This is a genomic window from Streptomyces sp. NPDC059524 (assembly GCF_042749255.1).
Lineage (GTDB): Bacteria > Actinomycetota > Actinomycetes > Streptomycetales > Streptomycetaceae > Streptomyces > Streptomyces xanthii.
Window position 1 is genome coordinate 11,905 of the sequence record NZ_JBHYTK010000022.1, and the last position, 21,802, is coordinate 33,706.

Annotated in this window: 21 protein-coding genes; 18 read left to right on the plus strand and 3 right to left on the minus strand. The window is 73.0% G+C overall.

Annotation, left to right across the window (positions count from 1 at the left end; genetic code table 11):
* Positions 1-139 precede the first annotated feature (139 nt).
* Positions 140-370, plus strand: coding sequence for a hypothetical protein (locus ACFW9D_RS09305; RefSeq protein ID WP_223206065.1), 231 nt, complete (start codon positions 140-142; stop codon positions 368-370).
* A complete protein-coding gene (locus tag ACFW9D_RS09310) occupies positions 367-690 on the plus strand; it encodes a (2Fe-2S)-binding protein (RefSeq protein WP_188338126.1) in 324 nt (107 codons plus the stop codon). The genes ACFW9D_RS09305 and ACFW9D_RS09310 overlap by 4 nt, the downstream gene beginning before the upstream one ends.
* Positions 691-807: 117 nt before the next feature.
* Here the strand turns inward: ACFW9D_RS09310 and ACFW9D_RS09315 are convergent, their stop codons facing one another.
* Positions 808-1,227 carry a pyridoxamine 5'-phosphate oxidase family protein gene (locus tag ACFW9D_RS09315; protein WP_188338127.1) on the minus strand — a complete coding sequence of 140 codons (420 nt, stop codon included), beginning with the start codon at positions 1,225-1,227 and terminating at the stop codon, positions 808-810.
* Between the two features lie 132 nt (positions 1,228-1,359).
* Between ACFW9D_RS09315 and clpB the strand changes: the two genes are divergently transcribed.
* Positions 1,360-3,957, plus strand: coding sequence for an ATP-dependent chaperone ClpB (clpB, locus tag ACFW9D_RS09320; protein ID WP_384619698.1), 2,598 nt, complete (start codon positions 1,360-1,362; stop codon positions 3,955-3,957).
* Positions 3,958-4,261: 304 nt separating this feature from the next.
* Positions 4,262-4,798: a YbjN domain-containing protein gene (locus tag ACFW9D_RS09325; protein ID WP_188338128.1), complete on the plus strand. Its 537-nt coding sequence runs from the start codon at positions 4,262-4,264 to the stop codon at positions 4,796-4,798.
* A 9-nt stretch (positions 4,799-4,807) separates the two neighbouring features.
* On the opposite strand, the gene ACFW9D_RS09330 is transcribed toward ACFW9D_RS09325, so the two are convergent.
* Together ACFW9D_RS09330 and ACFW9D_RS09335 are read right to left on the minus strand one after the other, a co-directional pair.
* Positions 4,808-5,962 carry a hypothetical protein gene (locus ACFW9D_RS09330; RefSeq protein WP_384619701.1) on the minus strand — a complete coding sequence of 385 codons (1,155 nt, stop codon included), beginning with the start codon at positions 5,960-5,962 and terminating at the stop codon, positions 4,808-4,810.
* Between the two features lie 479 nt (positions 5,963-6,441).
* Positions 6,442-7,623 (minus strand): pyridoxal phosphate-dependent aminotransferase, encoded by a 1,182-nt coding sequence (locus ACFW9D_RS09335; protein WP_384619611.1) that lies wholly within the window; start codon positions 7,621-7,623, stop codon positions 6,442-6,444.
* Positions 7,624-7,763: 140 nt separating this feature from the next.
* Between ACFW9D_RS09335 and ACFW9D_RS09340 the strand changes: the two genes are divergently transcribed.
* From ACFW9D_RS09340 to ACFW9D_RS09405, 14 genes are all read left to right on the plus strand, one after another.
* Positions 7,764-8,090 carry a hypothetical protein gene (locus ACFW9D_RS09340; RefSeq protein ID WP_384619614.1) on the plus strand — a complete coding sequence of 109 codons (327 nt, stop codon included), beginning with the start codon at positions 7,764-7,766 and terminating at the stop codon, positions 8,088-8,090.
* A 374-nt stretch (positions 8,091-8,464) separates the two neighbouring features.
* Positions 8,465-8,989, plus strand: coding sequence for a DUF2617 family protein (locus ACFW9D_RS09345; protein WP_188338131.1), 525 nt, complete (start codon positions 8,465-8,467; stop codon positions 8,987-8,989).
* A gap of 90 nt (positions 8,990-9,079) precedes the next feature.
* A complete protein-coding gene (locus tag ACFW9D_RS09350; protein WP_384619617.1) occupies positions 9,080-10,594 on the plus strand; it encodes a polyamine aminopropyltransferase in 1,515 nt (504 codons plus the stop codon).
* A 374-nt stretch (positions 10,595-10,968) separates the two neighbouring features.
* Positions 10,969-11,826, plus strand: coding sequence for an SRPBCC domain-containing protein (locus ACFW9D_RS09355; RefSeq protein ID WP_384619620.1), 858 nt, complete (start codon positions 10,969-10,971; stop codon positions 11,824-11,826).
* A gap of 37 nt (positions 11,827-11,863) precedes the next feature.
* The gene (locus ACFW9D_RS09360; protein WP_188338134.1) at positions 11,864-12,652 is read left to right on the plus strand and encodes an aldose 1-epimerase; all 789 of its coding nucleotides are present in this window, start codon (positions 11,864-11,866) and stop codon (positions 12,650-12,652) included.
* 24 nt (positions 12,653-12,676) lie between these two features.
* The gene (gene pyrE / locus ACFW9D_RS09365; RefSeq protein WP_188338135.1) at positions 12,677-13,231 is read left to right on the plus strand and encodes an orotate phosphoribosyltransferase; all 555 of its coding nucleotides are present in this window, start codon (positions 12,677-12,679) and stop codon (positions 13,229-13,231) included.
* Between the two features lie 143 nt (positions 13,232-13,374).
* Entirely contained in the window at positions 13,375-14,406 is a 1,032-nt protein-coding gene (fbaA, locus tag ACFW9D_RS09370) for a class II fructose-bisphosphate aldolase (RefSeq protein WP_384619623.1), read from the plus strand.
* Positions 14,407-14,510: 104 nt separating this feature from the next.
* Positions 14,511-15,665, plus strand: a complete 1,155-nt coding sequence (locus ACFW9D_RS09375) for a MalY/PatB family protein (RefSeq protein WP_384619626.1) — start codon at positions 14,511-14,513, stop codon at positions 15,663-15,665.
* 29 nt (positions 15,666-15,694) lie between these two features.
* A complete protein-coding gene (locus ACFW9D_RS09380) occupies positions 15,695-16,108 on the plus strand; it encodes a DUF3151 domain-containing protein (RefSeq protein ID WP_188338138.1) in 414 nt (137 codons plus the stop codon).
* A gap of 144 nt (positions 16,109-16,252) precedes the next feature.
* Complete coding sequence (locus ACFW9D_RS09385) at positions 16,253-17,119, plus strand: tryptophan 2,3-dioxygenase family protein (protein ID WP_188338139.1); 867 nt, start codon at positions 16,253-16,255, stop codon at positions 17,117-17,119.
* Positions 17,112-18,311, plus strand: a complete 1,200-nt coding sequence (kynU, locus tag ACFW9D_RS09390; RefSeq protein WP_384619630.1) for a kynureninase — start codon at positions 17,112-17,114, stop codon at positions 18,309-18,311. The genes ACFW9D_RS09385 and kynU overlap by 8 nt, the downstream gene beginning before the upstream one ends.
* 146 nt (positions 18,312-18,457) lie before the next feature.
* Positions 18,458-19,357, plus strand: coding sequence for an alpha/beta hydrolase (locus tag ACFW9D_RS09395; RefSeq protein WP_384619633.1), 900 nt, complete (start codon positions 18,458-18,460; stop codon positions 19,355-19,357).
* Between the two features lie 161 nt (positions 19,358-19,518).
* Complete coding sequence (locus tag ACFW9D_RS09400) at positions 19,519-20,595, plus strand: alpha/beta hydrolase (protein WP_384619635.1); 1,077 nt, start codon at positions 19,519-19,521, stop codon at positions 20,593-20,595.
* A complete protein-coding gene (locus ACFW9D_RS09405) occupies positions 20,588-21,772 on the plus strand; it encodes an acyltransferase (protein ID WP_384619638.1) in 1,185 nt (394 codons plus the stop codon). The genes ACFW9D_RS09400 and ACFW9D_RS09405 overlap by 8 nt, the downstream gene beginning before the upstream one ends.
* Positions 21,773-21,802 lie beyond the last annotated feature (30 nt).

The window sequence follows — 21,802 nt, forward strand, 5'->3', positions numbered from 1 at the left end:
CACCCCCCAGGGTCCTGAACGTGCAGGAACATGATGCATCGACCCTGTGGCTTTGACGTGCCGGATTGAGACATCGTCTTGGTACAGCCGGGGGAGAGGAACCGACCAAGTGAGGACGAAGCCGACTATGTTGAAGCGCATGCTTCGCTCGGTGGTGATCGCCGCCTTTTCCGCCGGGCTGGCCGCCAGTGTCGCGAGCGGTCTCGATCTCGGGTGGAACGCGAGCCCGGCGAGCACGGTGGCGGCGACCCCGCCGGATCTTGGCTGGAACAGCAGCCCCGCGACCACCGACGGCTCCGCCGTGGCCCCTCCGGACCTCGGATGGAACGTCGCCCCCCAGGACCTCGGCTGGAACGGTCCGGGCGCGTGATCACGCCACCCGACGACAAATCCCTGCGCCGCGAGATGGCGATCGCCTACCGGTCCGGCTGGCACACGGTCGATCTCGTGACGGCGATCCCGAATCCGGGTGACTCGCTCATGGTCACCCTGTTCGGGGAGCCGATCGTCGTGGCGCGGGACGACGACGACGACATCCGGGCCTACCGGTGTCTGCGTCGGCCGCGCGGCGCCCCCCAGCCGGTGCGGACCGTCGTCCGGTACGGAATGATCTTCGTCAACCTCGACCAGCGGGACCACCAGCTGGTCGGCGAGACGACCGGCACCACAGCCACCCCCCGCAGTGCCTGACGCGATTCCCCCGTCGTTGTAGATCGCGCAGGTGCTTCCCCCCGCAGCGGCGTCACCGTGGAACCTGAACCACGGTGGCGCCGCTGCAGTTTTCGCGCGGGACCGCCGCGCCGCGGCTCAGTCGTCGAAGACGCCGTTGCCCGTCGCACGGGTCACCGCGATCTCGATCACGATCCGGTCCGGATTGGGCCGGGGCGTACGCGTGTACCGCTCCGCGTACCGCCGCTCCGCGTCCGCGACGCTCTCCCGGTCCGCGCGCACCGTCGCCGTCCCCTCCAGCGTCGCCCAGCGCCGGCCGTCCACCTGGCAGACCGCCACCCGGGCCGCGCCCGCCGCCTGGAGCACGTGGACCGCCTTGCGCGTGGTCCTGCTCGTGATCACCCGGGCCACCCGGCGCTCGGCGTCGTAGGTCACGCCGACCGGGACGACGTGCGGGGTGCCGTCCGCGCGCAGGGTCGTGAGGGTGCACAGGTGCCGTTCCCGCCAGAAGTCCAGGAAGGCCTGCGCCGGATCGTCCAGGTCGATGCGCTTCGCCATGCCCGGAACCTATCCCGGGACACCTCCCTGGCTTACCTTGAGCGGAATAGACTCAACTTTGTGTACGCTGAATAAGTCAGAGTTGTCGTAGGAGGACCCCGGACGGGGTCGGACGTGGAGGAGAACGAGTACGTGGACGCCGAGCTGACGAACCGGAGCCGTGACGCGATCAACGCGGCCACCAGCCGGGCCGTGTCCGGGGGACACCCGGATCTGACCCCGGCGCATCTGCTGCTTGCCCTGCTGGAGGGGCAGGACAACGAGAACATCGTCGATCTGCTGGCCGCCGTCGAGGCCGACCAGGCACAGATCCGGGCCGGCGCCGAGCGCGTGCTCGCGGCCCAGCCCAGCGTGACCGGCTCGACGGTCGCGCCCCCGCAGCCCAACCGCGAGCTGCTCGCGGTCATCGCCGACGCGGCGGAGCGGGCCAAGGAGCTGGGCGACGAGTTCCTCTCCACCGAGCATCTGCTGATCGGGACCGCAGCGAAGGGCGGCGCGACCGGTGACGTACTGATCCAGAACGGGGCCGGTGCGAAGGCGCTGGCCGAGGCGTTCGCGAAGAGCAGGGGAGGACGCCGGGTGACGACACCCGACCCGGAGGGCTCGTACAAGGCCCTGGAGAAGTTCGGCACCGACTTCACCGCCGCCGCGCGCGAGGGCCGGCTCGACCCGGTCATCGGCCGCGACCAGGAGATCCGCCGCGTGGTGCAGGTGCTCTCGCGCCGCACGAAGAACAACCCGGTGCTCATCGGCGAGCCCGGCGTCGGCAAGACCGCCGTCGTCGAGGGCCTCGCCCAGCGCATCGTGAAGGGCGACGTCCCGGAGTCGCTGAAGAACAAGCGGCTCGTCTCCCTGGACCTCGGCGCGATGGTCGCCGGCGCGAAGTACCGCGGTGAGTTCGAGGAGCGGCTCAAGACCGTCCTCTCCGAGATCAAGGAGAGCGACGGCCAGATCATCACGTTCATCGACGAGCTGCACACCGTCGTCGGCGCGGGCGCCGGCGGCGACTCCGCGATGGACGCGGGGAACATGCTGAAGCCCATGCTCGCCCGCGGTGAACTGCGCATGGTCGGCGCGACGACGCTCGACGAGTACCGCGAGCGCATCGAGAAGGACCCCGCCCTGGAGCGCCGCTTCCAGCAGGTCCTGGTCGCCGAGCCGTCCGTCGAGGACTCCATCGCGATCCTGCGCGGACTCAAGGGCCGCTACGAGGCGCACCACAAGGTCCAGATCGCCGACAGCGCGCTCGTCGCCGCCGCGACCCTCTCCGACCGGTACATCGCCTCCCGCTTCCTGCCCGACAAGGCCATCGACCTCGTCGACGAGGCCGCGTCCCGGCTCCGCATGGAGATCGACTCCTCGCCCGTCGAGATCGACGAGCTGCAGCGCTCCGTCGACCGGCTGCGCATGGAGGAGCTCGCCCTCGGCAAGGAGACCGACCCGGCCAGCAGGCAGCGCCTCGACAAGCTGCGCCGCGACCTCGCCGACAAGGAGGAGGAGCTGCGCGGCCTCACCGCCCGCTGGGAGAAGGAGAAGCAGTCCCTCAACCGCGTCGGTGAGCTCAAGGAGAAGCTCGACGAGCTGCGCGGCCAGGCCGAGCGCGCCCAGCGCGACGGCGACTTCGACACCGCCAGCAAGCTGCTCTACGGCGAGATCCCGACCCTGGAGCGCGACCTGGAGGCCGCGTCCGAGGCCGAGGAGGAGGCGGCGAACGACACCATGGTCAAGGAGGAGGTCGGGCCGGACGACATCGCCGACGTCGTCGGATCCTGGACCGGCATCCCCGCCGGACGCCTCCTGGAGGGCGAGACGCAGAAGCTGCTGCGCATGGAGGACGAGCTCGGCAAGCGGCTCATCGGGCAGGGCGAGGCCGTACGGGCCGTGTCGGACGCGGTCCGGCGCACCCGCGCGGGCATCGCCGACCCCGACCGGCCCACCGGCTCCTTCCTCTTCCTCGGCCCGACCGGCGTCGGCAAGACCGAGCTGGCCAAGGCGCTCGCCGACTTCCTCTTCGACGACGAGCGGGCGATGGTCCGCATCGACATGAGCGAGTACGGCGAGAAGCACTCCGTGGCCCGGCTCGTCGGCGCGCCCCCCGGCTACGTCGGCTACGAGGAGGGCGGCCAGCTCACCGAGGCGGTGCGGCGGCGCCCGTACAGCGTGGTGCTGCTCGACGAGGTCGAGAAGGCGCACCCCGAGGTCTTCGACGTGCTGCTCCAGGTGCTCGACGACGGGCGGCTCACCGACGGGCAGGGCCGCACGGTCGACTTCCGCAACACGATCCTGATCCTCACGTCGAACCTGGGCAGTCAGTACCTCGTCGATCCCCTGACCTCCGCCGAGGAGAAGAAGCGGCAGGTCCTGGACGTCGTACGGGCCTCCTTCAAGCCGGAGTTCCTGAACCGGCTGGACGACCTGGTCGTCTTCTCCGCGCTGGAGAAGGACGAGCTGCGGCGCATCGCCGGGCTGCAGATCGACCGGCTCGCCAGGCGGCTCGCCGAGCGGCGGCTCACGCTCGACGTCTCCGACGCGGCACTGGACTGGCTGGCGGAGGAGGGCAACGACCCGGCCTACGGGGCGCGGCCGCTGCGGCGTCTCGTCCAGACGTCGATCGGTGACCGGCTCGCCCGGGAGATCCTCTCCGGGGAGGTCACGGACGGGGACACGGTGCGGGTGGATGCCTTCGGCGACGGGTTGATCGTGGGGCCGGCGACGGGGAAGTCGCTGTAGGGCCGGCCGATCGTCTGCCGGGTCGCGGTCGATTGCCGGCCGCGGCCCCGGTGGGGGCTGGTCGCGCAGTTCCCCGCGCCCCTATGGAGATGCGCACTTCGTGCGCCATCTCCATAGGGGCGTCGGCGCATCGGGGAAATGCGACCCGAAGGGTCTGCATTTCAGGGGCGCGGGGAACTGCGCGACCAGCCCACCACCGGGCCGCACGCCGGGAGCGAACAGGACACGGCAGACGGGGGGCCGGGCTTGCCCCCGGGGGCCCCCTCTGAGAGAGGATGAGTTGTATCCATACGAAGGGACAGACATGAGCATCGACCCGTCCTCGATTCCGAACTTCGGGGCGCAGCCCGATCCCCAGGGGGCGGGACCGTCGGGCCCCGTCATCCCCGACCAGGACCTGGTCAAGCAGCTGCTCGACCAGATGGAGCTCAAGTACGTCCTCGACGAAGAGGGCGACCTCGCCGCTCCGTGGGAGGAGTTCCGCACCTACTTCATGTTCCGCGGCGAGGGCGACCAGCAGGTCTTCTCGGTGCGGACGTTCTACGACCGCCCGCACGGCATCGAGTCCAAGCCGCAGCTCCTGGAGTCCATCGACGACTGGAACCGCCGGACGCTGTGGCCGAAGGTCTACAGCCACACCCACGACGACGGCCAGGTCCGCCTCATCGGCGAGGCCCAGATGCTGATCGGCACCGGTGTCTCCCTGGAGCACTTCGTGTCGTCGACCGTCAGCTGGGTCCGCGCCGCGATCGAGTTCGACCGCTGGCTCGTGGAGCAGCTCGGCCTGGAGGCCGAGGTCGACTCGGCCGAGGACGAGAAGCCCGAGGACGACTCGGAGTAGGACCGAGGCCTACAGCGGGGTGTGCGCGTAGACGACGAGATACGCCCCGTACGCCGTCGAGAACCCGGCCAGCGCGCCAAGGACCGTCAGGGCCTGCGCGGGCCGGGTTCTCCATGTCCGGGCCAGCGCGGCCGCGAGGGGCAGCAGCAGCGGGAACGCGGGCAGCAGGAAGCGCGGCTTGGACTCGAAGAAGCCGGAGCCGCCCACCGCGACGAGCAGCAGGACCCCGCTGTACACGAGCAGCGGCAGCGGGGCGCGGTCCAGGAGCAGGAGCACGTAGAGCAGGACGGCGGCCGCGACGATCAGCAGGCTCATCGTCCTGGGCACGGCGAACCGGTCCCCGTGCAGCAGCAGCTCCTTCACCGTGCGGGCCGCGCCCGCCCCGAGGTCGAAGGACGAGCCCCAGTGCCGCTGCACGGTGAAGTAGCCGCCGAGCGGATCACCGGTGCGCACCCCGACCCACAGCACGTACGCGCACCAGCCCATCGGCGCGAGCAGCGCGCCCGTCCACAGCCTGGGGACGACGCGGCCGCGCCGGCGGAGGACTTCGAGCAGGGCCGCGGCGACGACGGCGGCGGCGACCGCGCAGCCGTTGGGGCGGGCGAGGCCTGCGAGGGCGGCGAGGGAGCCGGCCCACAGCCAGTTCCCGTTCAGGACGGCGTACAGCGCCCAGGCGGCGAGCGCGGTGAGCAGCGGTTCCGTGTAGCCGAGCGACAGTACGACCGCGTGCGGCAGCAGGCCCCAGAGGACGACGGCCAGGGACGCGGTGACCGGGCCGTACAGGCGGGCGGCGACGCGGTGGATGCCGAGGGCGGCGGCGAGCGCGGCGGTCCAGGCGACGAGGAGGCCGCAGGCGCCGCCGGACAGGAACGGCAGCAGGGTGCGCAGGGCGCGGATCAGGGCGGGGTAGAGCGGGAAGAACGCGAGGTCGCTCTGGACGATGTCGGGTCCGAAGCGCAGGGTGCGGGCGCCGTAGCCGTGCGCGGCGATCCCCAGGTACCAGAGCGAGTCCCAGGTGCGGCCGAGCACGGCGAGCGGCCGCTGCCCGCCGAGCCAGGCCGCGAGGGCGAGGGCGGCGGCCCCGGTGAGCCGGGCCGCGGCGAACAGGCCGAGCGCGGTCAGGGCGGAGGAGGGGCGCCTCGGGGGACGGATCCGGCGCGGCACGGGGACGGCCGCCGCCCCCTCCCGCTCCCCGGCCACCTGCGCGAACTGCTGCTGGGTCACACCACCGCACCCTGAGCGGCGCGCGCGCCCCGCGCCACCCGAACGCCTCCGCCCGGACCCAGCTCGTCCCGGATCGGGTGGGCCGCGCGGGTGACCCGGCGCGGCGACGTGACAACCCTCCCGGCGGGGTTCTTCCGGACGGACTCTCTCTGACGGGCCCTCCCGGCGGGGCCCTCCCGGACGGGCCCTCTCTGACGGATCCTCCCGGACGGGCTTTTCCGGGCGGGTTCTCTCGGCCGAGCCTTCTCGGAGGGGCTCTTCCGGAGGGGCCCTCTCTGACGGGCTCTTCCGGAGGGCCCCCTCCAGCCGGGCTCTTCCGGACCGGCCTTCTCGGACGGGATCCTGCAGCCGGCCCCTCTCGGACGGGCTCGTCCAGCCGGACCCCTCCCGGACGGGCTCGTCCAGCCGGGCTCTTCTGGCTACGCCTTGAGGCGGGTCACCGCGTCGCTCAGTACCTCGTCGCGCTTGCAGAAGGCGAAGCGGACGAAGGGGGCGCCGGCCGTGCGGTCGTCGTAGAAGACCGCGTTCGGGATGGCGACGACGCCGCAGCGTTCGGGCAGGGCGCGGCAGAACGCGAAACCGTCGTCGAAGCCCAGGGGACGGATGTCGGTGGTGATGAAGTAGGTGCCCTGGGGGCGGAAGACCGTGAAGCCCGCGTCCGTGAGACCGGCCGCGAGCAGGTCCCGCTTGGCGGTCATCGAGGCGCGGAACTCCTCGAAGTAGGAGTCGGGCAGCGCCAGCGCCTCGGCGACCGCGTACTGGAAGGGGCCCGCGGAGACGTACGTGAGGAACTGCTTGGCCGAGCGGACCGCGGTGACCAGCTCCGGCGCGGCGGTCACCCAGCCGACCTTCCAGCCCGTGAACGAGAACGTCTTGCCGCTCGACCCGATCGTCACGGTCCGCCCGCGCATCCCGGGCAGCGTGGCGAGCGGCACGTGCTCGGCGTCGTCGTAGGTCAGGTGCTCGTACACCTCGTCCGTGACGACGAGCAGGTCCCGCTCCACGGCGAGCTCGGCGACGGCGGTCAGCTCGGCGCGCGTCAGGACGGTGCCGGTCGGGTTGTGCGGGGTGTTGATCAGGAGGAGCCGGGTGCGGGGCGTGATCGCGTCGCGCAGCTCGTCCAGGTCGAGGCGGAACGATCCCTCGTGCGGGCGCAGGGTCACCGGGACCCGGGTGCCGCCCGCGAGCGCGATGCTCGCCGCGTACGAGTCGTAGTACGGCTCCAGGGCGACGACCTCGTCGCCGGGCTCGACCAGGGCGAGCAGCGAGGCCGCGATGGCCTCCGTCGCGCCGGCGGTGACGAGCACCTCGGTGTCGGGGTCGAACTCCAGGCCGTAGCGGCGCCGCTGATGGTCCGCGATCGCGGTGCGCAGCTCGGGGACGCCGGGACCCGGCGGGTACTGGTTGCCCCGGCCGTCGCGCAGCGCCCGCACCGCGGCCTCCCGGACCTGCTCGGGCCCGTCGGTGTCGGGGAAGCCCTGCCCGAGGTTGATGGCGCCGGTCCGCACGGCCAGCGCGGACATCTCCGCGAAGATCGTGGTCCCGAACTCGGCGAGACGGCGGTTCAGCAGAGGGCGCGCGCTGGAGGTCATGCGGGCCATCCTCCGCCGAACCTCTGGACTTCCTCAACTCTGCTTTGGCTTCGATCCGGTGCGGGAATCCCCACTCCACGCCGGTAGCGGCGGCCCTCGGGGATCACGGGGATTCCGAGGGGTTCGGGGGAACGGAAGGAGGACCGGTGATGGAAGCAGTCGTCATCGTGGTCTTCGTCGCGGTGGTCGTCGCCATCGTGATCGGTACGGCTCGTGCGGGCGGCAGCAAGCCGCAGCGCACGTCTTTGAAGAAGAGCGGCGCCCGCGGCGCCCGGCGCGGCGGCAGCAACAGCAACAGCTGGTGGGCGGGCGGCGGGAACTCGTCGGTGGGGAGCTCCTGCTCCTCCTCGTCCTCCGGTTCGTCCGGACACCACGGCCACTCGTGCGGCAGCTCCTCCTCCTGCGGGAGCAGCGGTTCCTCCTGCGGGGGCGGCTCGTCGTGCGGCGGCGGGGGCGGGTGCGGCGGCGGCAGCTGACGCCGGCCCGGGAGGTGCGGCTCACGCGGGGACCACTGACACGGGGCAGTGGTGTCCGGGTGGGCCGCACGCGCGTACGGGCGCACATCTGGACCAGTGGCGACTCGGACATCCGTCCGGTCACGTACCCGCAGGTGGTGCGCCGGGCGCGAAAGGTCGCACGGAAAGTTGAACAGTTGAGCTGCACGGCGCCCGAGGGGATGGAAACCCTCCGAAAGTTGGGTAAAAACGCTGTGAGGTCGGGGCCGCCCATGATTCCCTTTAAGCGTCAACTCAGCCCTCGTACTACGTACTCATCGCGTTCGCGTGGGCACGAGCCGGTCCCTTTGACGTAGCCGGCCCCATCTCCCTTTGCGTGCTAGCGGAGCCGACCCATGCTCACGACCCTGAACACCGCCTACTCCGACACCAGTGCGGCCGACCTGGCCTGGACACTCGGACGCGAGCCCCTTCCCGCGCTCGCCACACTCGACATCGAACTCGCGGGCGCGAAGATGCAGTTGCGTCTTCTCGGCGCCTCTCACCAGGTGCTCCTCGAGGAGGAGAGCGGCGCCTGCTCGGAGACCGTCGCCTGTATGCCCGGCAGCAGCACCCCGCTCCCGCTCGGCGTCGCCAAGCGGGTGGGCGACTGGGAGTACGAATTCGCCGCCCGGGTCGAACATCTGACGGAAGGGCAGTTCGCGGGGCGCGCCCAGGAACTGCTCGCCCTCGTCGCCGATCATCCGAACGGGCTCGCGGGCGTCTTCCCGGGCAGCCCGCACGCCTTCACGGCGATGCTCGCCCACCGCCACGAGGGCCAGGTGCACTGGCGCACCTGGCACGCCTACCCGCAGGACGGCCAACTCGTCGCCACCCGCAGCCGGGTCGGCGTCCGCGTCCCGGTCGGCGCGATGGCCTAGGTCCCGTCCGGTGCGGGGTATGCGTCCCGGGCCCTGTTCCACACGTGTGGGTGACAGGGTGCGGTCATGTGGTGACGTAGCGTTCCAGGAGTGATCGAACCGCACGCGCCCGCCCCGCCCGGGGGCGCCGGGACACCCCGGCCCCTGGGCGCGCCGGAGCGTGCCCGCGCCCCGCTGCCGGTGAAGCCCGGCACGGGCCGGTTCCTGGTCCTCGTCGGCGTCTTCGTGTGCGCGGCTTGCGGACTCGTCTACGAGCTGGAACTGGTGGCGCTCGCCTCCTACTTGATGGGCGACTCGGTCACCCAGGCCTCCGTCGTGCTGTCCGTCATGGTCTTCGCCATGGGCATCGGCTCCCTCGCCGCCAAACGGCTGCGCTTCCGGGCGGCCGCCGGCTTCGGCATGGTCGAGGCCGTGCTCGCGCTCGTCGGCGGGTGCAGCGCGATGGCCCTGTACGCGGTCTTCGCCTGGACCGGCGACTGGGGCGGGGCCTGGCGCGACGGACCCCGCTTCCTGCTCGTCGGGTTCTCCCTCGCGATCGGCGTGCTCATCGGCGCCGAGGTGCCGCTGCTCATGGTCCTCATCCAGCGGATCCGCAGACAGGATCCCGGCGGCGCCGTCGCCGACCTGTTCGCCGCCGACTACGTGGGCGCGCTCGTGGGCGGACTCGCCTTCCCGTTCCTGCTCCTGCCGATGCTCGGCCAGCTCACCGGCGCCCTGCTCACCGGGGTGGTCAACGCGGTGGCGGGCGGCGCCCTCGTCCTCGGCCTGTTCCGCCGCGACCTGAGCCCGCGCGGCCGCTGGCTCCTCCTCGCGGCCAACGCGACGGTCCTCGCCGTCCTGGCCTTCGCCTGGCTCCAGGTAGACGCGTTCGAACGGGCGGCGCGGGAAGCGCTGTTCGGGGCGCCCGTGCGGGTCGCCGAGCAGAGCGCGGAGCAGGAGATCGTCCTCACCGGAGACCCCGGCCGGCCGCCCGGTCTCTACCTCGACGGCCGGCTCCGGGCGGGCGGACCCGATGCCCGGCGCCGCGCCACCCGGCTCGTACGGCCCGCGCTCGGGGGCGGGCCGCACGAGCGGGTCCTCGTGCTCGGCGGCGGGGACGGCGTGACCGTGCGGGAGGTGCTCCGCGCGGGCGGCGACGGGGTGCGCCGGGTGGACGTCGTCGACACGGACCCCGCCGTGGTGCGGCTGGCCCGGACCGACCCGGGGCTCGTCGCGCTCAACGGGCGGGCGTTCTCCGATCCCCGGGTGCGGGTGGTCACGGGGGACGTCTTCGCGCGCGTACGGGGCGCGGCCGCGCGGGGCGAGCGGTACGACCTCGTCATCTCCGACCTGCCGGATCCGGCGCTCTCGGTGGACAGCGCGAAGCTGTACTCCGAGGAGTTCTACGGGCTGGTGGAGCGGGTGCTCGGGGACGAGGGGCGGGTGGTGGTCCGCGGCGGGGCGACGGTCGCCTCGACCCTGCGGGGGGCCGGCTTCCAGGTCGTGGGGTACGGGCCCGGCTATGCCGTCGGGGGTGAGGGAGCGGTGCCGCGGCTGTGGGGCGTGCGGGTGGCCGAGGTCGACCTGGGACGGGCTCCGTCGACGCTGGTGCATCCGCGCTATTGACGCCTATGGCCCAGCGGCCCGAGTCCGTCTCGCGGCAGCCCCTCCGTCGTGGCTGGCCGCGCCCCGCGACGGAGTCGCTGAGAGACACAGCCCCGCGCCCCTGAAGGCGCACTTCGTGCGCCCCAGGGGCCCCGGTGGTCGCGCCCTGCGGCGGGGTCGCTGATCGGGGACGCCTCGCGCTCTTGAAGGCGCACTTCGTGCGCTGTCTCGTCGGGGGCTGAGGCATCGGGGAAATGCGACCCGAAGGGTCTGCATTTCAGGGGCGCGGGGAACTGCGCGAGAAGCCCCACCGGCCCGCGGACCCCGATGAAACCGGGACCAGCGGCGGCGAAGAGGGAGACACGTTCCCGACGGCGTCGCTAGGCTCGGGCGGCATGGAGCATGAGGTGTTCGTTCCGGTACCGGCGGAGTCCCTGAGGGCGGTGCTCTGCGACCCCCTCCGCGTGGCCCGGGCCCTGCCCGGGTTCCAGCGTGACGCCTCCGGCGGCGGCGGCCGGCTCAAGGTGCGCATCGGCGGGACCGCCATCACGTACCGCGGCAGCGTCCAGGTCACCGAGACCCCGGACGGCTCGTTCACGCTGACCGGCGACGGCACGGAGGCCCGCGGCACGGGCGCCGTCGCCTTCGAGCTGACGGCCCGGGTCGCCGCGTCGGACGGCGGCTCCCGCGTCACGTTCACCGGCACCGGTACCGGCGACGGCCGCGTGGCCGAGCTGGACGAGGACGCCGTGACCTCCGCCGCCCAGCGCCTGCTCGGCCGCTTCGCGGAGAACCTCGGCACGGAGAGCCAGGACCTGGGCGCGGATGAGCCGGAGGACGAGCTCGTCGATGACATCGACGACGCCGATGACATCGAGGACGCCGAAGGCATCGAGGACGCCGGCGGCGCGGAGGGGCCGGAGGGCGCGGCCGGGCCGGAGGCGCTGTCCGTGTTCGACACCGAGGTGCCGCCCTCCTCGCTCGGCCCCGAGACCGACTTCCAGGGCGACTACGAGGGCGACTTCGAGAACGGCGAGCTCCCGGCGGAGCCCGCCGCCGCGCACGCCCGCCGCACGATGATCGGCCGCAGCGCCGAGGAGGTCGACCACGCCCCGCCGCGCGGCCGCTACGCCCCGGTCCCCGGGCCGGAGGGCGCCGCCGCGAGCGCCACCCTGCGCTGGGCGGCCCCCGCCGCCGCCCTCGTCGTCGCCTCCGTGATCGTCGTGGGCCGCGCCCTGCGCCGACGCCGCTGACGGTGCGCCGCCCCGACACCGCTTAGGCTCAAGGCTCGTGACGACTCAGGAGACGACGCTGACCGCGGGCGACGCGGAAGTGACCGTGGCGCCGGGCAACGGCTGCCGGGTGAGCAGCTTGAAGATCGCCGGGACCGAGCTGCTGCGGCAGGGGCAGAAGTACGGCTGCTTCCCGATGGTGCCGTGGTGCGGCCGGATCAGGGACGGCCGGTTCCTGGACGGCGGGCACGTCCGCCAGATGCCGCTCAACTCGCCGCCGCACGCCATCCACGGCTTCGCCCGCGACGCCGAGTGGAAGACGGCCCGTACGAGCGCGGCCGAGGCCGTGTTCACGTACGACCTGACCGAGCCGTGGCCGCACCCCGGGCGGGTCACCCAGATCGTCGCGCTCACCGAGGACAGCCTGACGCTGACGCTCGGCATCGAGACGTACGGCGACTCGTTCCCCGCGCAGGCCGGCTGGCACCCCTGGTTCAACCGGAACCTCGGCGGTGAGGACGTGCGCGTCGACTTCGAGCCCGCCTGGCAGGAGGAGCGCGGCGACGACCATCTGCCGACCGGCCGGCGGATCGACCCGAAGCCCGGCCCGTGGGACGACTGCTTCGGCATGCCGGACGGCGTCGATGTCACGCTCACCTGGCCGGGGCAGCTGGAGGTGAACGTGAAGAGCCGCGAGCCGTGGGTCGTCGTCTACGACGAGCAGGACGCCGCCGTCTGCGTCGAACCGCAGACCGGCCCCCCGAACGGCCTCAACACGCAGCCCCGGCTCGTGACCCCCGTCGATCCGCTGGAGGCGAGCACCACCTGGACCTGGCGACGGCTGTAAAACGCGGCGCTTAAGCTCGTAGGCATGACTTCGAACGACGTGCGCGACGCGCTGCTCCAGCAGATCAAGGACAAGGCCGTGGTGCACGGCAAGGTGACGCTCTCCTCCGGTCTGGAGGCCGACTACTACGTCGACCTGCGCCGGGTCACCCTCGACGGCGAGGCCGCCCCGATGGTCGGGCAGGTGCTGCTCGACCTGACGGCCGACCTCGACTTCGACGCGGTCGGCGGTCTGACGATGGGCGCCGACCCGGTCGCCGGCGCGATGCTGCACGCCTCCGCCGCGCGCGGGCAGCGCCTGGACGCGTTCGTGGTCCGCAAGGCCGCCAAGGCGCACGGCATGCAGCGCCGCGTCGAGGGCCCGGACATCAAGGGCCGCCGGGTGCTCGTCGTCGAGGACACCTCCACGACGGGCGGGTCGCCGCTGGAGGCCGTGCAGGCCGTGCGGGAGGCCGGGGCCGAGGTCGTCGGCGTCGCGACGATCGTCGACCGGGCCACCGGTGCCGCCGAGAAGATCACCGAGGGCGCCGGGGTCCCGTACCTCTTCGCGTTCTCGAAGGACGAGCTCGGCCTGGACTGAGGCGACCGGCCGGTAACCCCACAAGTCTGGAAAGATGGGGGCGACGATGAAGTCACCCCATGGTGCTTGGTGAGGGTCGGACCACCGGTCAGGACACCAGAACAACCCAAACCCGCAACGCGCGCTTCACGAGGAGACGGCAGATGCCCATCGCAACCCCGGAGCAGTACAACGAGATGCTCGACCGGGCCAAGGCGGGGAAGTTCGCCTACCCGGCCATCAACGTCTCGTCGACGCAGACCCTCAACGCGGCCCTCCAGGGCTTCGCGGAGGCCGAGAGCGACGGCATCATCCAGATCTCGACCGGCGGCGCCGAGTACCTCTCGGGCCAGGGCGTGAAGGACATGGTGACGGGCGCGCAGGCCCTCGCCGAGTTCGCGCACGTCGTCGCCGCGAAGTACTCGAACAAGATCGCGCTGCACACCGACCACTGCCCCAAGGGCAAGCTGGACGGCTATGTGCGCCCGCTGCTCGAGATCTCCGCGAAGCGGGTCACCGACGGCGGTCTGCCGCTGTTCCAGTCGCACATGTGGGACGGCTCGGCCGAGACCCTCGCCGACAACCTCGACATCGCCCAGGAGCTGCTCGCCAAGGCCAAGGCGGCGAACATCATCCTGGAGATCGAGATCACCCCGACCGGCGGTGAGGAGGACGGCGTCTCGCACGAGATCAACGACAACCTCTACACCTCCGTCGACGACGCGATCCGCACGGTCGAGGCCCTCGGCCTCGGTGAGAACGGCCGCTACCTGCTGGCCGCCTCGTTCGGCAACGTGCACGGCGTGTACAAGCCGGGCAACGTGGTGCTCCGCCCCGACCTGCTCAAGGAGCTGAACGAGGGCGTGGCCGCGAAGTACGGCAAGCCGGCCGGCTCGCAGCCGTTCGACTTCGTCTTCCACGGCGGCTCGGGCTCCACGATCGAGGAGATCCACACCGCGCTGGAGAACGGCGTCGTGAAGATGAACCTCGACACCGACACCCAGTACGCCTTCTCGCGCCCCATCGCCGGGCACATGTTCGAGAACTACGACGGCGTCCTGAAGGTCGACGGCGAGGTCGGCAACAAGAAGACGTACGACCCTCGCGTGTGGGGCAAGAAGGGCGAGACCGGCATGACCGCCCGTGTCGTCGAGGCCTGCGCCAACCTGCGCTCCTCGGGCACCCGCATCAAGTAGCCCGACCGGTACCCCTGCGGGCCCGGCCCTCCCTCGGCACTGCGAGGGGGCGCCGGGCCCGTCCCGTTCCCCGCCGTCTTCCCCGCTGCCCGGAGGGCCCCTCAGTGACGTACGACTTCGACACCCCGGTCGACCGGCGCGGTACCTGGTGCGTGCAGTGGGACGGCATCACCGACCGCTTCCCGGACCCGGACCTGCTGCCGTTCACCATCTCCGACATGGACTTCGCGTGCCCGCCCGAGGTGCTGACGGCGCTCGGGGAGCGGCTCGCGCACGGCGTGTTCGGCTACACCGACTGGCGCAACGACGACTTCAAGGGCGCGATCCGCGACTGGTACCGGGACCGGTACGCGACCGAGGTGGACGTCGAGCGGCTCGTCTTCGGGCCCTCCGTGCTCAACCAGATCGCCCAGCTGCTGCGCATGTGGACCCGCGAGGGCGACGGCGTCGTCCTGCACACCCCCACCTACGACGGCTTCCGCAAGGCGGTGCTCGGCGCCCGCCGGGACCTGCGCGCCGTCGGCGTCGACGACTGGGCGGGCCTGGAGCGGGAGCTGGCCCGCCCCGACAGCCGCGTCCTCGTCCTGTGCTCCCCGCACAACCCCACCGGGCACGTGTGGACCGACGCCGAACTGCGCCGGATCGCGGACCTCGCCCGCAGGCATGACGTCGCCGTGATCAGCGACGAGATCCACTCCGACCTCGCCCACGCGGGCCGGCGCCACCTGCCGTGGACCCGGTACGGGGACGGGCTGCGCTGGGCGCTGGTCACCTCCGGCAGCAAGTCCTTCAACTTCCCCGCGCTGAGCGGCAGTTACGGCTTCGTGGGCGACCCGGGCGACCATGCCGAGTTCGTCCGCAGGATGGGGCACGACGAGGGCCTGGAGTCGCCGCCGGTGCTCGCGCTGACCGCGCACATCGCCGCCTACCGCGAGGGCGGCCCCTGGCTGGACGCCCTGCGCGCGTACACGTACGGCAATCTGCGGCTCGTCGAGGAGCGGCTCGGCGCCGCGTTCCCCGGGCTCGGCTGGCGGGTGCCCGAGGCCGGCTACCTGGCCTGGATCGATCTGCGGCCGCTCGGAATCACCGAGGACGCCGGGCTGCAGCGGGTGCTCGTCGAGGAGGAGAAGGTCGCGATCATGCCCGGATCCGTGTACGGGGCGCCCGGCTTCGTACGGCTGAACGTGGGCTGCCCGCGCGGCAAGGCGGAGGCCGGGGTGGACGCCCTGGTCAGGGCCCTGAGCAGGGTGATCGCCTGAGCGCCGGGCGCACGCGGCACACTGGACCCATGAGCCTTCACGAGAACCTTCTCGGGGGACCGCCCCCGACCCACCTGCCGGACGAGCCGGAGCCGCGGGAGCTGCTCGCGGGCGGCACCGACCCGGCGGACGTCGCCGCGAAGTACCCGACCTCCTCGCTCGCCTGGGCGCAGCTCGCGGACGCCGCGTACGAGCGCGGCAGCGTCGTCGAGTCGTACGCCTACGCGCGCACCGGCTACCACCGCGGGCTCGACGCGCTGCGCCGCAACGGCTGGAAGGGCCACGGCCCGGTGCCGTGGGAGCACGAGCCGAACCGCGGCTTCCTGCGGGCCCTGCACGCCCTGGCGCGGGCCGCCGGCGAGATCGGCGAGCAGGCGGAGTACGAGCGCTGCACGCAGTTCCTGAAGGATTCCTCGGAGACCGCCGCGCAGACCCTCGGATAAGCAGGACCGAGTCGAGGCCCGCCTGTGATCAGGCGGGCCTTGCCGTTTCGGGGGAGGATTGCGGAGGATGCAGGTGGGGACCGGGGCCCCGTGCCGGTAACGGCAGGGCGGACCGCTACCCGGATACACATTCAGGAGACAGCGATGTCCCACGACGCGGAACACGTAGCGGAAGACGCGACCCCACAGGACGCGGACGCACCCGCCACCCCGCATCTCGACTTCGCGGGCACGACGCCGTACGAGGACTACGTCCAGGCCGATGTGCTCACCCACCTCCAGCACCTGCGCTCGGACGACCCGGGCGAGATGGTCTTCCTGGTCACCACCCAGGTCATGGAGCTGTGGTTCACCGTCATCGTGCACGAGTGGGAGACCGCGGGCGGGGCGCTCGCGCAGGACGACGTGCCCACCGCCGTGGCGGCCCTCAAGCGCTCGGTGCGCGAGCTGCAGGCGCTCAACGACTCGTGGCGCCCGCTGGCGCAGCTCACCCCCGCCCAGTTCAACTCGTACCGGAGCGCGCTCGGCGAGGGCTCCGGGTTCCAGTCGGCGATGTACCGGCGCATGGAGTTCCTGCTCGGCGAGAAGTCGGCGTCGATGCTGGTGCCGCACCGGGGCGCCCCGCGCGTGTACGCGGAGCTGGAGAAGGCCCTGCACCAGCCGAGCCTGTACGACGAGGTGCTGCGGCTGCTCGCCCGGCGCGGCCACGGTGTGCCGCGGGCCGTCCTGGACCGGGACGTGTCGCAGCGCTACGTGCCCTCGCCCGAGGTCGAGGCGGTGTGGACCGAGCTGTACGCCGGTGACGAGAGCGGCGAGCTTGCGCGGCTCGGCGAGGCCCTCACCGACGTCGCCGAGCTGATCTGGCGCTGGCGCAACGACCACCTGGTGGCGACGCGGCGCGCGATGGGCGCCAAGACCGGCACGGGCGGCAGCGCCGGTGTCGCGTGGCTGGAGAAGCGCGCGCAGAAGAACGTGTTCCCCGAGCTGTGGACGGCGAGGTCCCATGTCTGACCTGATCGAGCGGGCGCGGGAGCTGGACGCGCGGGACCCGCTGGCGGCGGTGCGCGGCGACTTCGTCCTGGACGCGGTGGTGTACCTGGACGGGAACTCGCTGGGCGCGCTGCCCGCGAACGTGCCGGGCGCCGTCGAGGACGTCGTACGGCGGCAGTGGGGCGAGCTGCGGATCCGGTCCTGGACGGAGTCCGGCTGGTGGACGGCCCCCGAGCGGATCGGCGATCTCGTCGCCCCGCTGGTGGGGGCCGCGGCCGGGCAGATCGTCGTCGGCGACTCCACAAGTGTCAACGTGTTCAAGGCACTTGTGGGCGCGGTCCGGCTCTCCGGCGGCCCTGACGCGGGCCGGGACGAGATCCTGGTCGACGCCTCCACGTTCCCGACGGACGGCTACATCGCCGCGTCGGCCGCGCGGATGACCGGCTGCACGGTCCGCCCGCTGGCCCCCGCCGAGGTGCCGGACGCCCTCGGCCCGCGCACGGCCGCGGTCCTGCTCAACCACGTCGACTACCGCACGGGCCGGCTGCACGACCTGCCCGCGCTGACCGCGGCGATCCGCGCGGCGGGCGCCGTCAGCGTGTGGGACCTGTGCCACAGCGCGGGCGCGCTGCCGGTCGGGCTCGACGCGCACGGCGTCGACCTGGCGGTCGGCTGCACGTACAAGTTCCTGAACGGCGGCCCGGGTTCGCCCGCGTACCTGTACGTGCGGGCGGGGCTCCAGGACCGCTTCGACTCTCCGCTGCCGGGGTGGAACTCGCACGCCGAACCGTTCGGCATGCGGCCCGAGTACGCGCCCGCCGACGGCGCGGTGCGCGGCCGGGTCGGGACGCCGGACATCCTGTCGATGCTGGCGCTGGAGGCGGCGCTCGAGGTCTGGTCGCGGCCGGAGGTGAGCGTGGACGCGGTGCGGGCCAAGTCGCTGGCCCTGACGGACTTCTTCCTGGAGTGCGTCGCCGCGTACGTGCCCGAGGGGCGGGTCGTCACGGTCACCCCGCGGGCGCACGCCGAGCGGGGCAGCCAGGTGGCGCTGGCCTGCGAGGACGCGGGCGAGGTCATGGAGCGGCTGATCGCGGCCGGTGTCGTCGGCGACTTCCGGGCGCCCGACGTGCTGCGGTTCGGATTCACCCCGCTGTACCTGTCCTTCGCGGAGGTGGAGCGCGCGGCGCGGGTCCTCGCCGACACGCTCGGGTGACCTGATCAACACGTGACGGTCCGCCGGCGCCCCGTCCTCATCGGGCGGGGCGTCGGCGCACGTCACGGGCCTGGTAGCGTCCGCGTACCCCGCGGTGCCCCGGACATGGCCCGGCACCGTCGCCCCTGACGCCGAGAGGTTGGAGCATGCCGGACGAAGCCGCCGCCCGCGACGCGGCCGAGGAGGCGTCGGCCTTCTCGCACCCCGTCGTCGAGCCGGACGTCAGCGCCGCGTACGGAGATCACCCGGACCAGGTGATCGACTTCCACGCGCCGAGGACGGCGGTGGCCACGGCCCCGCTGGTCGTGGCCCTGCACGGCGGCGCCTGGCGGGCGCCCTACGACCGGAAGCATCTGAGCCCCTTCTGCGACTACCTGGCCCGGCGCGGCTTCGCCGTCGCCAACGTCGAGTACCGGCGGGGGCCGGGGGATGTCCCCCCGCAAGGCGCAGCCGTTCCTCATCAGGGGGTGAAGGGGCCCGTCGCCGGGCGCTGGCCGGAGACCTTCGACGACGTGGCGGCCGCCTTCGACGCGCTGCCCGCGCTCGTCGCCGAGCACCTGCCCGCCGCGGACGTGCGCCGCACGGTCGTCACCGGGCACTCGGCGGGCGGACACCTCGCGCTGTGGGCCGCGGCCCGGCACGTACTGCCCGTGGACGCCCCCTGGTTCACCCCGGCCGCGCCCGCGCTGCGCGGCGTCGTCGCGCTCGCGCCGATCGCCGACCTGGCGCTGTCGGAGGAGCTGGGCGTGTGCGGCGGGGCGAGCGGCCAACTCCTCGGCGGTTCACCGAAGTTGTTCGAGGAGCGGCGGCCTTGGGCCGATCCGTCGCTGCTGCTGCCCACCGGGATCGCCACGACGATCGTGCAGGGCCGCACCGACACCACTGTCCCGTTCGCGGTGACCGAGGCGTACGCGGACGCGGCGGCGCAGGCGGGCGAGGTCGTCGGCGTCACGTACCTGGAGGAGGTCGGCCACTTCCCGCTGATCGACCCGGCCGCCGACGCGTGCGCGGTCGTCGCCGAGGAGATCGCCCAACTCGCCTGGTAGGGCGATGGGTTGAGAAGGAGTACCCCTACCCGGGTATGACGGGTGATACCTGGGAGCTACGCGCGAGGTTGGCTCCGTGGCGTGATGCCGGTTACGGCCCGTGATTCATAACTTCCTTTCCAGAGGCACCGGACGGCGGTGCCCGGAGGGGGAGTGACGGCATGGGCCGCTGGCCGGGACGGATCCGCCGGACGCTGCTTGCGGCGCTGGTGACGGGCGCCGTGGCGGTGCCGGTCTCGGCGGCCGCGCACCCCGACGTCCCCGCCCCGCCGCCGGCCCGCACCGGCCCGGTCACCGCGGGCTCGCTGGACTCGGCGTACGACGCGAACCGGGCCGTGGCGCGGGAGGCCGCCCGCATGGCCGCCGGGTTCGGGGCCGTGAGCCGGGCCCGTGAGCTGCGCGAGATGGCCGCGGACGGCCGGACGTTCCTGCACTTCGACGCGCGCGGCTCCGGCCGGGCCGTCGAGGTGTTCGGCGATCTGGCCCGCGCCCGCCGGATCGCCGTCCTGGTCCCCGGCTCGGACACGTCCCTCGACACCTACGACCGGTTCCGCGCGGGTGCGCTCGCCCTGCGCGACCGGCTCGGCGGACGGGCCGCGGTCGTCGCCTGGCTCGGCTACGAGACACCGGCCACCGTCAGCGCCGCCGTCGCCACTCCGGGCCGCGCCGAAGAGGCGGCGCCCCGACTGGTCGACGCGGTACGGGAGTTGAGGTCGCTGGGCAGCGGCGGCCACCGCCCGTCGGTCACCCTGCTCTGCCATTCGTACGGATCCGTGGTGTGCGGGCGCGCGGCCGGCGCGCTGCGCGGTCCCGCGGCGGTGTCCGACCTCGTCCTGGTCGGCAGCCCGGGCACCGGCGCGGACAGCGCCTCGGGGCTCGGCACCCGGGCCCGGGTGTGGGCGGCGCGGGGCGGCGGCGACTGGATCGCCCATGTGCCGCACGTGAGCGCCGGGTTCTTCGGCACGACGGTCGGTCTCGGCGCCGACCCTGTCTCGCCCGGCTTCGGCGCCCGGGTCTTCGCCGCCGGGGCCGGCGGCCACAGCGACTACTTCCGCCCCGGCACCCCTTCCCTCGCGGGGATGGCCCGCATCGTCCTGGGCTCGGATCCCCGCACCGGCGATGTGCGGGGCGCGGCGGCATCCCAGGCATCTCCCGGCTCCCAGGCATCCCCCGGCTCCCCGTCGTTCCCCGTGTCCCCCGCAGGCGTGTCCGATGTGACGGAGGCTTCTCATGCGTGAACTCCTGCTGCCCGCACGGTCGTTCGTCCGGCGGGTCGACGCGGCGACCCCCGCGCACCGGGACCGCGCGGTCGACGCGCTGCGCGCCCTCGCGATCTGCGGGGTCGTCCTCGGGCACTGGTTCGTCACGGCCCTGGTGCCCGGCGGCGACGGCGCCCTGCACACCGCGAGCCCGCTCCAGCACCTGTCCTGGCTCGCGCCCGTCTCCTGGCTGTTCCAGACGCTCGCCGTGTTCTTCCTGGTCGGCGGGCACATGGCGACCAAGGGGTACGCGTCGGCGCGGGCCCGCGGCGAGACGTACGGGGCGTGGCTGACGGCCCGGCTCGGGCGGCTGTTCCGGCCGGTCGCGGCGGTGCTCGGGGTGTGGACGGCGGCGGCGCTCGGCATGCTCCTGTCCGGGGTGCCGTACGACACCGTCCACACCCTGGGGAAACTCGCGCTGTCCCCGCTGTGGTTCCTGCTGGTGTTCGCCGCGCTGACCGCCGCGACGCCGCTCGTGGCCCGGCTCAACCCGCTGTGGCCGCTGGCCGTCGTCCTCCATGTGGACCTCGTACGGTTCGGCTTCGGTGGCCCGGCCTGGCTCGGCTGGATCAACCTGGCGGCCGGCTGGCTCGTGCCGTACACGCTGGGCGCGGCCTGGACGCGGGAGGCGCTGGGCCGGCGGGCCGGGGTGGTGCTGCTCGCCGGCGGGGCAGCCGCGACGGCCGGGCTCGTCCTGTGGGCCGGGTACCCGGCGTCGATGGTCGGCGTGCCCGGCGCCCCCGTGTCGAACCTGAACCCGCCGACGCTCGCCGCCGTCACTTTCGGGCTCGCCCAGTGCGGACTCGCGCTGCTGCTCCTGGACCGGCTGCGGTCCTGGCTGCGCCGGCCGGTGGCCTGGGCGGCGGTCGCGGTGGTCAACCTGTTCGCGATGACGATCTTCCTGTGGCACCAGACGGCCCTGATGGCGGTCACCGCGACGGGCCTGCTCGCGGGCCGGCTGCCCGGCCTGCACACCGTGCCCGACTCGCTCACCTGGGTCGCGGCGCGGGCGGCTTGGCTGCCGGTGTTCGCGCTCGCCCTGACCGTGTGCTGGGCGGCGTTCCGCACGTACGAGCAGGGCGGGGGCCGGCGCGGCTCGCGCGTGGTCCGGGAGCGGCGCCGCCGGAGCCCGCGGGCCGTGGTCCGTCATGGCTGAACGGCGGCGCCGGGCGCCCATGTCCCCCTC

Coding starts and splice junctions, on each gene's coding strand:
- ACFW9D_RS09405 (WP_384619638.1), top strand. CDS start 20,588: ATGCGTGAACTCCTGCTGCCCGCACGGTCGTTCGTCCGGCGGGTCGAC.
- ACFW9D_RS09325 (WP_188338128.1), top strand. CDS start 4,262: ATGAGCATCGACCCGTCCTCGATTCCGAACTTCGGGGCGCAGCCCGAT.
- pyrE (WP_188338135.1), top strand. CDS start 12,677: ATGACTTCGAACGACGTGCGCGACGCGCTGCTCCAGCAGATCAAGGAC.
- ACFW9D_RS09385 (WP_188338139.1), top strand. CDS start 16,253: ATGTCCCACGACGCGGAACACGTAGCGGAAGACGCGACCCCACAGGAC.
- ACFW9D_RS09305 (WP_223206065.1), top strand. CDS start 140: ATGCTTCGCTCGGTGGTGATCGCCGCCTTTTCCGCCGGGCTGGCCGCC.
- ACFW9D_RS09340 (WP_384619614.1), top strand. CDS start 7,764: ATGGAAGCAGTCGTCATCGTGGTCTTCGTCGCGGTGGTCGTCGCCATC.
- ACFW9D_RS09400 (WP_384619635.1), top strand. CDS start 19,519: ATGGGCCGCTGGCCGGGACGGATCCGCCGGACGCTGCTTGCGGCGCTG.
- fbaA (WP_384619623.1), top strand. CDS start 13,375: ATGCCCATCGCAACCCCGGAGCAGTACAACGAGATGCTCGACCGGGCC.
- ACFW9D_RS09380 (WP_188338138.1), top strand. CDS start 15,695: ATGAGCCTTCACGAGAACCTTCTCGGGGGACCGCCCCCGACCCACCTG.
- ACFW9D_RS09355 (WP_384619620.1), top strand. CDS start 10,969: ATGGAGCATGAGGTGTTCGTTCCGGTACCGGCGGAGTCCCTGAGGGCG.
- ACFW9D_RS09345 (WP_188338131.1), top strand. CDS start 8,465: ATGCTCACGACCCTGAACACCGCCTACTCCGACACCAGTGCGGCCGAC.
- ACFW9D_RS09395 (WP_384619633.1), top strand. CDS start 18,458: ATGCCGGACGAAGCCGCCGCCCGCGACGCGGCCGAGGAGGCGTCGGCC.
- ACFW9D_RS09335 (WP_384619611.1), bottom strand. CDS start 7,623: ATGGCCCGCATGACCTCCAGCGCGCGCCCTCTGCTGAACCGCCGTCTC.
- kynU (WP_384619630.1), top strand. CDS start 17,112: ATGTCTGACCTGATCGAGCGGGCGCGGGAGCTGGACGCGCGGGACCCG.
- ACFW9D_RS09315 (WP_188338127.1), bottom strand. CDS start 1,227: ATGGCGAAGCGCATCGACCTGGACGATCCGGCGCAGGCCTTCCTGGAC.